General features: G+C 72.1%; 4 protein-coding genes. All 4 read left to right on the forward strand.

Annotation, left to right across the window (positions count from 1 at the left end; translation table 11 throughout):
- Positions 1–127: 127 nt before the first annotated feature.
- The 4 genes from OKX07_RS03520 to nadC all read left to right on the forward strand — a co-directional run bounded on the left by OKX07_RS03520 (position 128) and on the right by nadC (position 15,819).
- Complete coding sequence (locus OKX07_RS03520) at positions 128–5,800, forward strand: endo-1,4-beta-xylanase (RefSeq protein ID WP_265630479.1); 5,673 nt, start codon at positions 128–130, stop codon at positions 5,798–5,800.
- Between the two features lie 256 nt (positions 5,801–6,056).
- On the forward strand, positions 6,057–10,994 hold the full coding sequence (locus OKX07_RS03525) for an endo-1,4-beta-xylanase (RefSeq protein WP_265630480.1): 4,938 nt from the start codon (positions 6,057–6,059) through the stop codon (positions 10,992–10,994).
- A gap of 310 nt (positions 10,995–11,304) precedes the next feature.
- Entirely contained in the window at positions 11,305–14,475 is a 3,171-nt protein-coding gene (locus tag OKX07_RS03530) for an endo-1,4-beta-xylanase (RefSeq protein WP_265630481.1), read from the forward strand.
- Between the two features lie 426 nt (positions 14,476–14,901).
- Positions 14,902–15,819 (forward strand): carboxylating nicotinate-nucleotide diphosphorylase, encoded by a 918-nt coding sequence (gene nadC / locus OKX07_RS03535; RefSeq protein WP_265631791.1) that lies wholly within the window; start codon positions 14,902–14,904, stop codon positions 15,817–15,819.
- The last annotated feature ends 31 nt before the right edge of the window (positions 15,820–15,850 follow it).

The raw sequence follows: 15,850 nt of genomic DNA on the forward strand, positions 1-15,850 counted from the left end.
GGCATTCGTCGGATGACCAGCCCGCACCTGAACGAGTGACCTGTACTGCTTTCACCTGCGCTTCCACCAACACTGGCTCTCTGACCCGTCAGCGGGGGTCGCCATGTTGTTGCGCAAGGGAGCGTCGATGTACACGAAGCAGCGCCGGAAGGCGTCCGAAACTATCGGGGTGGGAGCGGCCGTCCTGGCCCTCGTCGCCGCCCCCATGGTCGGGACGAGCCTGTCGTCCGCCCGGGCCGCCGAGCCCGTCACGATCCTGTCCGCCGACTTCGAGGACGGCACCGCCAACGGCTGGACCCAGAGCGGCGGTGCCGGTCTGAGCTACCCGACGGACACCGTCCTGCAGGTCGCCGACCGCGTGGAGGACTGGGACGGCCTGACGTCACCGGCCATCGCGGTCGAGGCGGGCGTCACCTACACCTTCAGCGCACGCGCGAAGCTCGCCGACGGCACCGTCGGGACCACGTCGATGCGGTTCCAGACCGGAGCCCCGACGTACAGCTGGATCGGCAACACCAGCGGCATCAACGCCGCGGCCTGGACGACGGTCACCGGCACCTGGACCGCTCCCGCGACCGCGGACGAGCTCATCACGTTCAGCGGCTCCGACCTCGACGGCTCGTCGGCCGCGTTCACCTACCTCGTCGACGACCTGCGCGTCACCCGGCCCGGCACCGAGGCCGGCACGACCGTCACGGTCGCCGCCGCCGACTTCCAGACCGAGGGCCGCGGGGGCTGGACCCAGAGCGGCAACCCGACGCTGTCCGAGGTCTCCCTCGGCCGTCACCTGCAGGTCGCCGACCGCGTCAACGGCTACGACGGCATCAAGTCGCCGGCCGTGGACCTCGAGGCGGGCGTCGAGTACACCGTCTCCGCGCGGGCGCGCCTCGCGGCGGGCACCGTCGGCACTGCCGGCTTCCGGTTCGTCACCGACCCGGGGTACGACTGGGTCGGCAACACCACCATCGACGCGACCGGCTGGACCACGGTGACGGGCACCTACACGCCCACCGCGGACACCATGCAGGCGCTGTTCCTCGGCACCGACGACCTCGTCGGCGGCTCCGGCGCGTACACGTACCAGGTCGACGACATCCGCGTCACGCGTCCCGCGCCCGAGGAGGAGGAGCCCACGCCCGACGTCACGACGGTGGCCGCGGCCGACTTCGACGACAGCACCCTGGGTGACCTGCGGCAGAGCGGTACGCCGACGCTCGGCTACGTCCCCGAGGGCGACGGCATGGCGCTGAGCGTCACCGGTCGTGGCCAGACCTGGCACACCGTGGAGTCCGCGACGGGCATCTTCGCCTCGGACGTCGAGTACACCTTCAGCGCGCGCGTCCGGCTCCTGACCGCCGACGCCGACGCGGTCGGCCGCTTCACGCTGTACGACGGCTCCTACACCCCCGTCGGACCGACGCCGCTGAGCACCGGCGCCTGGACGACCGTCACCGGCACCTACACGGTGCCCGCGGGCGTCGACGCGTCGACCGTGAAGTTCGCGGTCGAGGCCGGCAGCTGGGCCGGCTCCATGCCGGACTACCTGGTCGACGACGTGCTGGTCACCCGCGCGGCGGGCGACGAGGAGCCGGTCGACCCGGAGGAGCCGGTGACCGTCACGGTCCTCGACTCGACCTTCGAGTCCGGCACGGCCCCCTGGGCCGGTCGCGGCGCGGGCGTCACGGTCGCCCGTACCACCACCGACGCGCACGGCGGCACGGGCAGCCTGCTCGTCACCGGCCGGTCGCAGAACTGGCACGGCACGCAGACCGCCATCAACCCGATCTTCGCCCCCGGCGGCACCTACGCCGTCTCGGCGTGGGTCAAGCTGGCGCCGGGCGAGGCCGACACGACGATCAAGATGACCGTCGCCGAGGTCCCGGACGCCTGGATCGAGGCCGCACCCGCGGTCGCCGTCACGGACGACGCCTGGGTGCAGGTCAGCGGCACGTACACGCGCGGGGCGGGTGTCACCGGTGGTGACATCTACTTCGAGGCCGCCGGCGTCACCACGAGCTTCCTCGTCGACGACGTCGTCTTCGTCGGCCCCGCCGTCGAGGGTGGGGACGAGTGGGTCCCGGACCTCGAGGGCTTCGTGCCCGGGGGTGCGGTCAACCCGACCACCACGCCCGTGACCACGGCACGCACCGTCGAGGGCGCGACCAACACGGCCGCGCTGACGTTCGACGACGGCCCCAACGGTGCCGACACGGCCGAGCTGCTCGACTTCCTGGCAGCCAACGACGTGGTCGCCACGTTCTGCGTCATCGGCCAGAACGTGACGGCGCCCGGTGGTGCCGCGACGCTGCAGCGGATCGTGTCCGAGGGGCACACGCTGTGCAACCACGGCACGACCTACGCCGACATGGGCGCCATGTCCAAGGCCGAGGCCGAGGCCGACATGAAGGCGAACCTCGCCCTCATCCGCACCGCGCTCGGTGACGACAACGCCCAGGTGCCGTACTTCCGTGCACCCAACGGCAGCTGGGGCCAGACGGCCGAGGTCGCCGTGGCGCTGGGCATGCAGCCCCTCGGTGTGGTCAACACGATCAACGACTGGGACACCCAGGACGAGGCGACGCTGACCGCGAACCTGCGGACCGCGATGCGCAACGGCGAGATCGTCCTCGTGCACGACGGCGGCGGCAACCGTGCCGGGTCCGTCGCGGCAGCGAAGACCGTGATCGCCGAGCGGCTCGCCGCGGGCTGGTCGTTCACCCTGCCCAGCGGTGGCGCGGACGGCTCGTACGTCCCGTCGGGCAGCATCGACGCGGACTTCGAGGACAACACCCTGCAGGGGTGGTCGGGTCGCGACGCCGGCAACGGTGCACCGACCGTCGAGGTCGTCGCCCCGGGCCGCGACTCGCAGTACGCGGCGCGCGTCTCGAACCGTGACGGCCAGGGCGAGGGCCTGCAGCACAACGTGGCGGGGATCTTCGAGCCCGGTGCGACGTACGACGTGTCGGCCTGGATCAAGTTCGAGGGCACCCCGGGTGACATCACCCTGAGCGCCCACGTCGAGGCCAACGGCTCGTCGTCGTACCCGAACCTGATCTCGTTCCCCGGCATGTCGAACGAGTGGGTGCAGGTCACCGGCACGTTCACGATGCCGAACTACACGACGGCGGCCGAGGTCTACTTCGAGACCGCGTGGGCCGGGGGCGCGGCGGGCAACACGTCCACGTTCCTCGTCGACGACATCACGTTCGAGGTGCGGCCCGACGCGGTCGTCCAGGACCTGCCGTCGCTGCAGAGCTCGATCGACGTGCCGTTCGGCGTGGCGGCGGACTCCCGGGAGACCTTCCGGTCCGCTGCCGAGCTGCTGAACAAGCACTTCACGCAGCTCACGCCGGAGAACTCCATGAAGCCGGAGGCGTGGTACACCGCGGACGGGACCTTCCAGCCCAGCGCGGACGCCGAGGCCCTCATGGACTTCGCCGTCGAGAACGACCTGCGGGTCTACGGGCACGTGCTGGTCTGGCACGCGCAGACGCCGGCCTGGTTCTTCCAGGACGGCGCCGGCAACGCCCTGCCGGTGAACGACGCCAGCGCGGTGATCGTGCGCGAGCGCATGCGGACGCACATCAACTCGATCGCCGAGTACATGGCGGACCGCTACGGCCTGTTCGGCTCCGACGGCAACCCGCTCGTCGCGTGGGACGTCGCCAACGAGGTCATCGCGGACAGCGGTGAGTACTCCGACGGCATGCGTCGCTCCGACTGGTACAAGTACCTGGGCGAGGAGTTCCTCGACTCGGCGTTCGAGTACGCGAACGACGCCTTCAACGGCACGTACGCGGCCCCGGGCGTCAGCCACCCGGTCGAGCTGTTCATCAACGACTACAACAGCGAGCTCCAGGGCAAGCAGCAGCGGTACTACGACCTGATCGAGCGCCTGCTCGCCCGGGGCGTGCCGCTGGACGGCGTGGGCCACCAGTTCCACGTGTCGCTGTCGCTGCCCGTCTCCTTCCTCGGCGACACCCTGGAGAAGTTCTCCGACCTGGGTCTGCAGCAGGCGGTCACCGAGCTCGACGTCACCACCGGTGTCCCGGTGACCGAGGCGCTGCTCGTCGACCAGGGTCACTACTACCGCGACGCGTTCCGCGCGTTCCGGGCGTACGAGGACCAGCTCTTCTCGGTCACGGTGTGGGGTCTGTACGACACCCGGTCGTGGCGCAACGGCAACGGTGCACCGCTCGTCTTCGACGAGGACATGCAGGCCAAGCCCGCGTACCACGGGATCATGGAGAACGGTGAGCTCGCCCCGCGCATCCGCCGGGGCAACGCGTTCCACGGCGACGTGACGCTGGACGAGAAGGCGACGTCCGACGTCATGTGGTCGCAGCTCCCGCTGCAGCGCGTCGACGAGCTCGAGGACGTGGCGAGCTTCCAGGCGCGGTGGTCCGACGACCACCTCACCGTGTACGTCGAGGTGGCGGACGCGTTCGACTCCCTCGAGCTGCAGGTCGGCGACGAGACGTTCGCGGTCTCGCGGGACGGCTCGGGCGACGTCGAGGGCGTGGTCACGGAGACGGCGAGCGGCTGGACCGCCGTGGTCCACCTGCCGGTGGCGGGTCTGACCGAGGGCGACACGGTGCAGTTCGACCTGCGGGCCCTCGACGGGGACCGGGTGGTCGGCTGGAACTCGCCGGGCATCCTGGGTGACCTGGCGCTCGTCGAGGCGCTCTCGACGGTCGACGTCCTGAGGGCGACGTCCGCTCCGACGGTCGACGGCGACGTCGACGAGGCGTGGGCGCAGGCCTCGACCGTCTCGACGGCCAAGGAGATCCAGGGCACGGGCGGCGCGACCGCCACGGTCCGGACCCTGTGGAACGGCGCGACGCTGTACGTGCTGGCCGACGTCCTCGACCCCACGGTGGACACGTCGTCGACCGCAGCGCTCAACGAGGACTCGCTCGAGATCTTCCTCGACGCGGGCAACTTCAAGAACGGTCCGTACCGCTACGACGACACCCAGGTGCGGATCAGCGCCGACAACGCGGTGACGTTCGGCACCGGTGACCTCGGCTTCCAGCAGGCTCGCGTCGAGTCCGCTGTCTCGCCGACGGCGACCGGCTACCGCGTCGAGGCGGCCATCGGCCTTCTCGAGTCGGGCGGTCTGGGGACGTTCCACGGCCTGGACTTCCAGGTCAACGACGCGACCGACGGCGAGCGCACCTCGGTGCGCACGTGGGCGGACCCGACCGGCCTGGGCTACCAGTCCACGGCGCGCTGGGGCGTGGCACAGCTCGTGTCCGAGCTGGCGCCGCCCGTCGACGGCGTCGAGCCGACGCTGTCGCTGTCGACGCCGTCGGTCAAGGCCGGCACCGCGGTGACGGTCGACCTGGCCGGGTTCACGCCCGGTGACACCGTGAGCATCGCTCTCGGTGCCGGGGCGACGTCGTCCGGTGGCCTGGGTGGTGTCGGTGCCGCGGTCGCGGCCCCGACGGGGACCACGCTGCTGGGGTCGGTCGTCGTGGCCGGCAACGGCGCGGCGTCGGTCACGGTGATGATCCCGGTCGCGACGGCAGCGGGCACGTACCGCGTCGTCGGGGCCGTCGGCGGGGACGTCCTCGCCGAGGCTGCACTGACCGTCACGGCGGCGGACGCCGCGGGCGGGCCGTCCGGTGGTCCCACCACCGGCCCGGCCCCGGCCGCCGGTGGCACCCTCGCCACGACGGGTGCGGGTCTCGGCCTGGGCCTGCTGGCCCTGCTGGTCCTGCTGACGGGCACGGTTCTCCTCGTGGCCCGTCGTCGCGGCCACCTCGCTGACGAGGTGGGTCGCACGCTGCGCCGCTGACGCGCAGCGGTTCGTCGCGGGGGCCCGACCCCCCGTGACCTCCCGGAGCCCCACCGGCTGGATCCCCCTCCAGCCGGTGGGGCTCCGTCGTGCGCCGTCCGTCCGTCGTTCACCCACAGGAGCGATGTTTCGGAAACTTTCGGTATCGATTCTGCAACCATCCGGGTGGCAACGTTCACGACACCTGGCTGTATGTCCAGTTTGGCGCGTACGTTGGCCAGGCGATATCAGACTTTCTGCGCGCAAGGGAGCGTCAATGGGTCGGACCCGGCACCGCAAGGTGCTCGAAACTATCGGTGTCAGTGCGGCAGCAGCCGCCCTGGTCGCCGCGCCAATGGTCGTGATCGGCACCTCTGCCGGCGCGGCGGACTCGCAGGTCGTGCTCGGCGTCGACTTCGACGACGAGACGATCGGGACCTGGAGCACCGCAGGCGAGGTCACCCTCGGCTACGTCGACACCGACAGCGGCAAGGCCCTCGAGGTGGCCGGCCGCGCCAACGACTTCCACGGGATCAAGTCGCCCGAGGTCGCCTACGAGGGCGGTGTCGCCTACACGTTCTCGATGCAGGCCAAGCTGCCCGAGGGCACCGAGGGCACCGCCGACATCCGCTTCGTCGTCGACACCGACTACACGTGGGTCGGCAACACGACGATCTCCGCCGCGGACTGGACGACGGTCACGGGCGTCTACACGCCCGCCGACGACCGCACGCGGCAGGTCTACCTGGGCACCGGCGCCCTGGGCGCCGCCGACATCACCGCGCCCTACACCTACCTGGTGGACGACATCGAGGTGACGCGTCCCGCCGCCGACGGCGGTGGTGGCGAGGCCGAGATCGTCCTGAGCAGCGACTTCGAGTCCGACGTCGCGCCGTGGGTCGGCCGCGGTGCCGCCACGGCCGCGCGCACGACCGACGACGCGCGCTCCGGCGAGGGCAGCATGCTCGTCAGCGGCCGGACCTCCAACTGGCACGGTGCGCAGACGCCGATCGCGTCGCTCTTCGCGGCCGGCTCGACGTACGACGTCTCCGCGTGGGTCAAGCTCGCGCCCGGTGAGGCGTCGACCACGGTCAACATGACCGTCGCCGAGGTCCCCGAGGCCTACACGCAGGTCGTGCCCGCCGTCGCCGTGACCGACCAGGACTGGGTCGAGCTCACCGGCACGTACACGCGCGGCGAGGCCGTCACCGGGGGTGACCTCTACTTCGAGGCCGCCGGCGCGACGACCAGCTTCCTCGTCGACGACGTCGTCATCACCGGCCAGACCGTGACCGACGACTGGGAGCCGGACCTCGAGGGCTTCGTCCTCGGCGGTGCGGTCGACCCGACCAGCACCCCCGTCGGCGCCGCGCGCGGCACCGGCAACGTGGCGGCGCTGACGTTCGACGACGGCCCGAGCGGCACCGACACCAGCGACCTGCTCGACTTCCTCGGCGAGAACGACCTGCCGGCGACGTTCTGCGTCATCGGGTCGCAGGTCACCGCCCCGGGCGGTGCGGACCTGCTCCGCCGGATCGTGTCCGAGGGCCACACGCTGTGCAACCACAGCACCGGCTGGGCCGACATGGGCGCGCTGTCCAAGGCCGAGGTCGAGGCCGACCTCAAGGCGAACCTCGCGATCATCCGCACCGCGCTGGGCGACCCCGAGGCGAAGGTGCCGTACTTCCGTGCGCCCAACGGCTCGTGGGGCCAGACGATCCCCGTGGCCGTCGCGCTCGGCATGCAGCCGCTCGCGGTGTCCAACACCATCTCCGACTGGGAGACCCAGGACGAGGCCACCCTGACGGCGAACCTGCGTGCGGCCATGGTGCCGGGACGCATCGTCCTCGTGCACGACGGCGGCGGTTCCGGCGACGGCGGGCGGGCGGCGTCGATCGCCGCGACGCGCACCGTCGTCTCCGAGCGTCTGGCCGACGGCTGGACGTTCACGCTGCCCCAGGGCGGCGCGGACGGTGAGGGCTCCGGCACGAACCTGTCCTTCGACTTCGAGGACGGCACGCTGCAGGGCTGGGCGCCGCGCGCCACCGAGGAGGGCGCCGCGACGGTCGGCGTGACCGAGGAGGGCGGGCACGACTCCGCCCGCGCGGCACGCATCTCGGACCGCGTCCACCAGGGTCAGGGTCTGCAGTACGACGTGACGGGCCTGCTCGCCGCCGGTCAGACCTACCAGTTCGAGGCGTGGATCAAGTTCGAGGGCGAGCCCGGCGACGCGACGCTGAGCGTCCGCACCGAGACGGGCGGCACCAGCGCCTACGGCAACCTCGCCAGCCTCACGGGGCTGTCGACCGAGTGGACCCGCGTCGCCGGCACGTTCTCGCTGCCGTCGTACGAGACCGCGGCCGAGATCTACTTCGAGACGGCGTACGACGGCGGCAACGCCGGCAACACGTCGACGTTCCTGCTCGACGACATCTCGATCACGAGCCCCGGCCCGATCACGATCGAGGACCTCCCGCCGCTGAAGGACACGGTGCCGTTCCCCATGGGCATCGCGATCGACAGCCGCGAGACGATGGGCTCGCCCGCCGAGCTGACGAACCTGCACTTCAACCAGTACACGGGCGAGAACCACATGAAGCCCTACGCCTGGTACGACGACGACCGGAACTTCCGGATCGACCCGCAGGCGACGGCCATCATGGACGCGGCCGTGGCCAACGACGCACGGGTCTACGGCCACGTGCTCGTGTGGCACAGCCAGAACCCCGGCCAGACGGCGGCGGACCCGGAGACGGGCACCCCGGCCAACCCGGGCTGGATGTTCTACGGCGACGACGGCGAGCTGCTGACGTCGAGCGAGGCCGACCAGGCGATCCTCCGGGAGCGGCTGCGGACGCACATCTTCGCCGTGGCGGAGAACCTGCACGACACCTACGGCGCCTTCGGGTCGGACACCAACCCGCTCGTGGCCTGGGACGTCGTCAACGAGGTCGTGTCCGACGGGGCCGAGAACCCCGACGGTCTGCGGCGGTCCGCGTGGTTCAACATCCTCGGTGAGGAGTTCATCGACCTCGCGTTCATCTACGCGGACGAGGCCTTCAACGAGGAGTACGCGGCGGCGGGTACCGACCGTCCGGTCACGCTCTTCATCAACGACTACAACACCGAGCAGGTCGGCAAGCAGGACCGGTACTTCGCCCTGGTCGAGCGTCTGCTCGAGCGCGGCGTGCCGATCGACGGCGTGGGCCACCAGTTCCACGTCAACCTGACGCTGCCGATCTCGGCGCTCGAGAACGCCCTCACGCGGTTCGAGTCGCTCCCGGTGGTCCAGGCCGTGACCGAGCTCGACGTCGCCACCGGCACGCCGGTGACCGACGCCCGGCTCATCGACCAGGGCTACTTCTACCAGGAGGCGTTCGACGTCTTCCGGGCGCACGCCGACAGCCTCTTCTCGGTGACGGTGTGGGGTCTGAACGACGGTCGGAGCTGGGTCAACGCCAACGGCGCCCCGCTGCTCTTCGACGACCTCCTGCAGGCGAAGCCGGCGTACTACGGTGCCGCCGGTGCCGAGCTGCCGGGCCGCATCCGGACGGCCAACGCCTTCGCGGGCGAGGTCGCGATCGACGAGGACGCCACGTCCGCGATCGAGTGGCAGCAGCTGCGGCTCATCCCCGTCGGCGACGCCGGCGCGTTCCAGCTGCGCTGGGCCCCGGACACCCTGGCGGTGTTCGTGGACGTCACCAACGACGACGCCGACGCGCTCGAGCTGCAGGTCGACGACTCGACCTTCGCGTTCAACCGTGACGGCACGGGCGACGTCGACGGCGTCGTCACCGAGGTCGACGGCGGCTGGCAGGCCGTCGTGCACCTGCCGCTCGACGGCGCCACCGAGGGCGGCACCCTGTCGTTCGACGTGCGCATCGCCGACGGCGACGACGTCACGGCCTGGTCGGGCTCGCCCGACGCGACCGGCACGCTGACCCTCCTCGAGGAGCTGTCGTACCTCGAGGCCCCGCAGGCGTCCGTGGCACCGGAGATCGACGGCGACGTCGACGGCGTGTGGGACGACGCGACCGGTGTGGTGACCGCCAAGCAGGTCTCCGGCACCAACACGGCCGTCGCCGAGGTCCGCACCCTGTGGCGGGACGACTCGCTGTACATCCTCGCCGAGGTCACCGACCCCGACATCGACGTCACGGGCAGCGACCCGTGGATCCAGGACTCCGTCGAGATCTACGTCGACGCGGGGAACTACAAGAACGGCGCCTACCGCCCCGAGGACATGCAGATCCGCATCAACGCGGACAACGTCGTGTCGTTCGGTGCCGGTGACCCGGCGGTCCAGGACGCCCGTGTCGAGTCGGCCACCAGCCGGACCGACGACGGCTACCTGGTCGAGCTCTCCGTCGACCTGCTCGAGGAGAGCGGCCTCGGCACGTTCCACGGCCTGGACTACCAGGTCAACGACGCGTCCGGCGGCTCGCGCCTCGGCATCACCAACTGGGCCGACCCGACGGGCCAGGGCTACCAGTCCAACGCCCACTGGGGCGTGGGCCGGCTCGTCGAGGCCGGCGGGCCTGAGCCGACCCCGACGGTGACCCCGACTCCGACGGTGAGCCCGGAGCCCACCACCAGCCCGGAGCCCACCACGAGCCCGGAGCCGACCACGAGCCCCGAGCCGACCACCGGCCCGACGCCGAACCCGACCACCACGGCCGGGCCTTCGCCCACGCCGACGGCGGGACCGACGGACCCGCGTCCCGACGCGAGGATCACGCTCGGTGCCTCGCAGGTGCGGGCCGGTACGGCGGTCTCGGTGCGGCTGCAGGGCTTCGAGCCCGGTGACCGTGTCGCGCTCGCCCTGGGTGCCGGCACCACGGCCTCGGGTGGTCTCGGAGGTGTGGGTGCCGCAGCAGCGGCGCCCGGACGGACGACGCAGCTGGCGACGGTCGTCGTCGGTGCGGGTGGCACGGGTGTCAGCAACGTGACGATCCCGGCCGGCACGGCAGCGGGCACCTACCTGGTGCTCGCGGCCGTCGACGGCACGGTCGTCGCCGACGCGGCCCTGCAGGTCCTCGCGGCAGCACCGGGCACGGCCGCCGGTACCGGCACGGGCTCCGGCCTGGCCGTCACCGGTGCCGGTCTCGGGCTCGCGGGCCTGGCGCTCCTCGCCCTGACCGCCGGTGTCCTGCTGGTCGTCGCCCGGCGCCGTGGGATGACCCTCGAGGGGGTGCGCGAGTCGCTGCGGCGCTGACCCGCAGCAGCGGGCCGGGGTGACACGTCACCTCACCCCGGCCCTCACGCAGAGCCCCGCCGGCTGATCCCCCCCGACAGCCGGCGGGGCTCCGCCGTACCCGCCTCCACGCCGCGCCGACCGGAACCCGACTCCCCGAACGGGCACCCCGACGGGGAGTCGGGTTCCGGTCGGCGGGGTGGGGTGTCGGAAACTTTCGGTCTCGGTTGTGCAACGTTGGACGGGCGGGAGGGTCTACCGCTGGCCGTATGACCCTGTTGCCGCTTACGGTGGCCGCGCAGTATCAGACTTTCTGCGCAAGGGAGCGTCAATGGGTCAGGCACGGCACCGCAAGGTGCTCGAAACTATCGGCATCGGGATGGCGGCGACTCTCGTCGCAGCTCCACTGGCGGTGGTCGGCACCGCTGCCGGCGCCGCGGCGGCGGACCTGGTGCTCAGCAGCGACTTCGAGACGAGCGTCGCCCCGTGGACAGGTCGCGGCGACGCGACCGCCACCCGGACGACCGACGACTTCCACACGGGTGCCGGCAGCATGCTGGTCGCCGGGCGGACCGCCAACTGGCACGGTGCAGCGACCTCCATCGCCTCGCTCTTCGTGAGCGGCGGGACGTACGACCTGACCGCGTGGGTGAAGCTCGCCCCGGGCGAGGAGGACACCACCGTCAAGGTGACCGTCGCCGAGACCCCCGAGGCGTACACCGGGGTCACGGAGGACGTCGCCGTGACGGACGACGCCTGGGTGGAGCTGACGGGCACCTACGTCCGCGGCGACGCCGTCACGGGCGGTGACCTCTACTTCGAGGCCGCGGGCGCCACGACGAGCTTCCTCGTCGACGACGTCGTCATCATGGGCGAGGCGCCCGAGGTCGAGATCCAGGACCTCACGCCGCTGCACGAGACGGTGCCGTTCCCGATGGGCGTCGCGATCGACGACCGCGAGACCACTGGCGCGCCGGGGCAGCTCGCGGCGCTGCACTTCAACCAGATCACGGCCGAGAACCACATGAAGCCGTACGCCTGGTACGCCGAGGACCGCTCGTTCCGCACGAACCCCGTCGCCAGGACGCTCATGGACACCGCCGTGGCCGAGGACCTGCGGGTCTACGGGCACGTGCTGGTCTGGCACGGCCAGAACCCGGGCCAGACGGACGCCGACCCGGCCACCGGCACGCCGGCGAACCCGGGCTGGATGTTCTTCGGCGACGACGGTGAGCTGCTCACCTCCAGCCCCGAGGACCAGGCGATCCTGAGCGAGCGCATGCGCACGCACATCTTCTCGGTCGCCGAGGCGCTGTCCGACGAGTACGGCCTGTTCGGCTCCGACACCAACCCGCTGGTCGCGTGGGACGTCGTCAACGAGGTCGTCGCCGACGGCGGCGAGAACCCCGACGGCCTGCGCCGGTCGCAGTGGTTCAACGTGCTGGGCGAGAACTTCATCGACCTCGCGTTCACGTACGCGAACGAGGCGTTCAACGAGATGTACGCGGTGCCGGGGGACAGCCGTCCCGTCACGCTGTTCATCAACGACTACAGCACCGAGGCCGTCGGCAAGCAGGACCGGTACTTCGCGCTCGTCGAGCGGCTCCTGTCGCGCGGCGTGCCGCTCGACGGCGTCGGCCACCAGTTCCACGTCAGCCTGACGACGCCGATCTCCGCGCTCGAGGCCGCGCTCACGCGGTTCGAGGCGCTCCCGGTCACCCAGGCCGTCACCGAGCTCGACGTCGCCACGGGTACGCCCGTGACCGAGGCCAAGCTCATCGAGCAGGGCTACTACTACCGCGACGCGTTCGACGTGTTCCGCGCCAAGGCGGACTCCCTGTTCTCGGTCACGGTGTGGGGTCTCTACGACAGCCGCAGCTGGGTGGTCGACAACGGCGCGCCGCTGCTGTTCGACGACCGCCTGCAGGCCAAGCCCGCCTACTACGGTGCAGCCGGTCTCGAGCTGCCGGGCCGGGTCGCGTCGGCCGACTCGTTCGGTGGCCTGGTCGCCGTCGACGACGCCGCGCCGTCCGCACCCGAGTGGGAGCAGCTGCCGCTCGAGCCGATCGGCGAGGACGGCGTCGCCGGGGGACTGCAGACCCGCTGGACGGCGGACACGCTGACCGTCCTGGCCGAGGTCCCGGCGACCACCGACGCCCTGCGCGTCACGGTCGGCGAGACGACCTACGAGGTCGTGCGCACGGGCGAGGGTGACCTGCCCAGCGTCTGGGCGGAGCACGGCGACGGCCTGCGGGTCGTGCTGCAGGCGCCGCTCGACGGCGCCGAGCAGGGCGACGTGCTCGCGTTCAACCTGGGCGTCGTCCAGGGCGAGCAGGTCACGTCCTGGTCCGGCAGCGCGGGTTCGCTGTCGCTCGTCGAGCCGCTGTCCTCCGTCGAGGTCCCCTACGCGGCCGCGGACATCCCCGACGTCGACGGTGCCGTGGACGAGGTGTGGACCGCTCTCCCCGCGATCCTCACGGGCAAGCAGGTCAACGGCACGGGCACGGCGACCGCCGAGGTCCGCACGATGTGGGACACGGACACGCTCTACGTGCTCATGGACGTGACCGACCCCGACATCGACGCCACGGCCACCCAGCCGTGGGAGCAGGACTCGGTCGAGATCTACCTCGACCTGGGCAACGCGAAGAACGGCACCTACCTGCCCACCGACATGCAGCTGCGCGTCGGTGCCGACAACGCCGTGTCCTTCGGCAACGGGCCGGCCGAGCAGGGTGACCGCGTGCGGACGGCGACGTCCCTCACGGACACCGGGTACGTCGTGGAGGTCGCCATCGGCCTGCTCGGCCTCGGCGGCGCGGACACCGTGCACGGGGTCGACTTCCAGGTCAACGACGCCAGCGGCGGCACGCGCCTCGGCATCACCAACTGGGCCGACCCGACGGGCCAGGGCTACCAGTCCACCGGCCGCTGGGGCGTCGCCACGTTCGTCGAGGGTCCCGTCGAGCCGGCCGAGCCGAGCATCACGCTCAGCAGCGACCAGGTGCGGGCCGGTGAGCAGGTGCAGGTGACCCTCACGGGCTTCGAGCCGGGCGCCGAGGTGGCGATCGCGCTCGGCGCGGGCGTCACCGCGACGGGTGCGCTCGGTGGTCCGGGCACGGCGGTGGCCCCGGAGGGCACGACGCTCCTCGGGACCGTCACGATCGGTGCGGGCGGCACGGCCGTCACGACCGTCACCGTGCCGGCGTCGACGGCGCCGGGCACCTACCTGGTGAGCGGTTCGGTCGGCGGCACCGTCCTGGCCGACACCGTGCTCTCCGTCCTCGCGGCGGCGCCCGTCGACGGCGGGCCCGGCACGGGAACGGGCACGGGCACCGGTACCGGCGCTGGGACGGGCGCGGGCGGCAGCCTGGCCGTCACCGGGGCCGGGCTCGGGCTCGCCGGCCTGGCGCTCCTCGTCCTGACCGCGGGTGTCCTGCTGGTCGTCGCACGACGCCGCGGGATGACCCTCGAGGGGATGCGCGAGTCGCTGCGGCGCTGATCCGCAGCAGCGGGCCGGGGTGACACGTCACCTCACCCCGGCCCACGCAGAGCCCCGCCGACTGTCCCCCCCCGACAGCCGGCGGGGCTTCGCCGTCCCCACCCCCACCACCCGTCCCCACCCCCTCCCAGCCCCCCGCCGAGCGGAACCTCCCTCACCGAACGACGTCGCGTGCGGGTACCCAGGTTCCGTTCGCCGCCCAACCCCCTCGCCGAGCGGGACCTTGGTACCCGATCGGGGCGTCATCCGGGGAGTGGTGTGCCGCTCGGCGGGGGTGGGCGGCGGTGCATGGCCTAGCGTGAGCGGGTGCCGACCGACCGTGAGCCCGCCGTTGACGTTGCCGCGATCCACGCGCCGAGCACCGGGGGAGCGGCGCCCCACGACGGACCGGTCCTCCCCGGTGACGTCGGACCCGAGCCGTTCGCGCTGACCCGCCTGGTCGCGGTCGCGCTCGACGAGGACCTCGGCCCCGCGCCCGGCCGTGACGTCACGACGCAGTCCACGGTGGACGCTGCGGTTCGTGGGCGCGCCGACGTGGTCGCGCGCGAGGCCGGGGCGATCGCCGGGCTCGTCGTCGTCCCGGAGGTCCTGGACCAGGTCTCCCACCGCCTCGGCCTGCCGCGTGCCACGGTGACGTGGCACGTGCGCGACGGCGCCGTCGTCGACGGCGGCGCGGTCCTCGCGACGCTCGAGGGCCCGACCCACGTGCTGCTCGTCGCCGAGCGCACGCTGCTCAACCTGGTGTCGCGCGCGTCGGGTGTCGCCACGCACACGTACCGTTGGACCCGAGCTCTGAGCGGCACCGGGGCGCGGGTGCTCGACACCCGCAAGACGACGCCGGGGCTGCGCGCGCTCGAGAAGTACGCCGTGCGGTGCGGCGGCGGCACCAACAAGCGCATGGGCCTGTACGACGTCGCGATGGTGAAGGACAACCACGTCGTCGCGGCCGGGTCGGTCGCTGCCGCGGTGCGCGCCGTGCGCGAGCGGTTCCCCGACGTCGCCGTGCAGGTCGAGGTCGACACGCCCGCGCAGGCCGACGAGGCGCTCGACGCCGGTGCCGACTTCCTGCTGCTCGACAACATGGACACGGCGACCCTGCAGGCCGCCGTCGCGCGCGTCCGGGCCCGGGAGGGTGGGGCCGGGCACGTCGATCTCGAGGCCACCGGCAACCTCACGCTGGACCGGGCGCGCGAGGTCGCGCTGACGGGCGTCGACTACCTGTCGGTCGGCGCGCTCACGCACTCGTCGCCCATCCTCGACGTCGCGCTGGACCTCGACCCACGGTCGGTGGCGGCGCCGTCCGCCGGCACCGTGCCCGCCGGGGAGCGCGAGCCGCGCCCGTAGAATCATCCGGTGACCGCCCGTACCGAGCCCG

The organism is Cellulomonas sp. S1-8, from assembly GCF_026184235.1.
Lineage (GTDB): Bacteria > Actinomycetota > Actinomycetes > Actinomycetales > Cellulomonadaceae > Cellulomonas.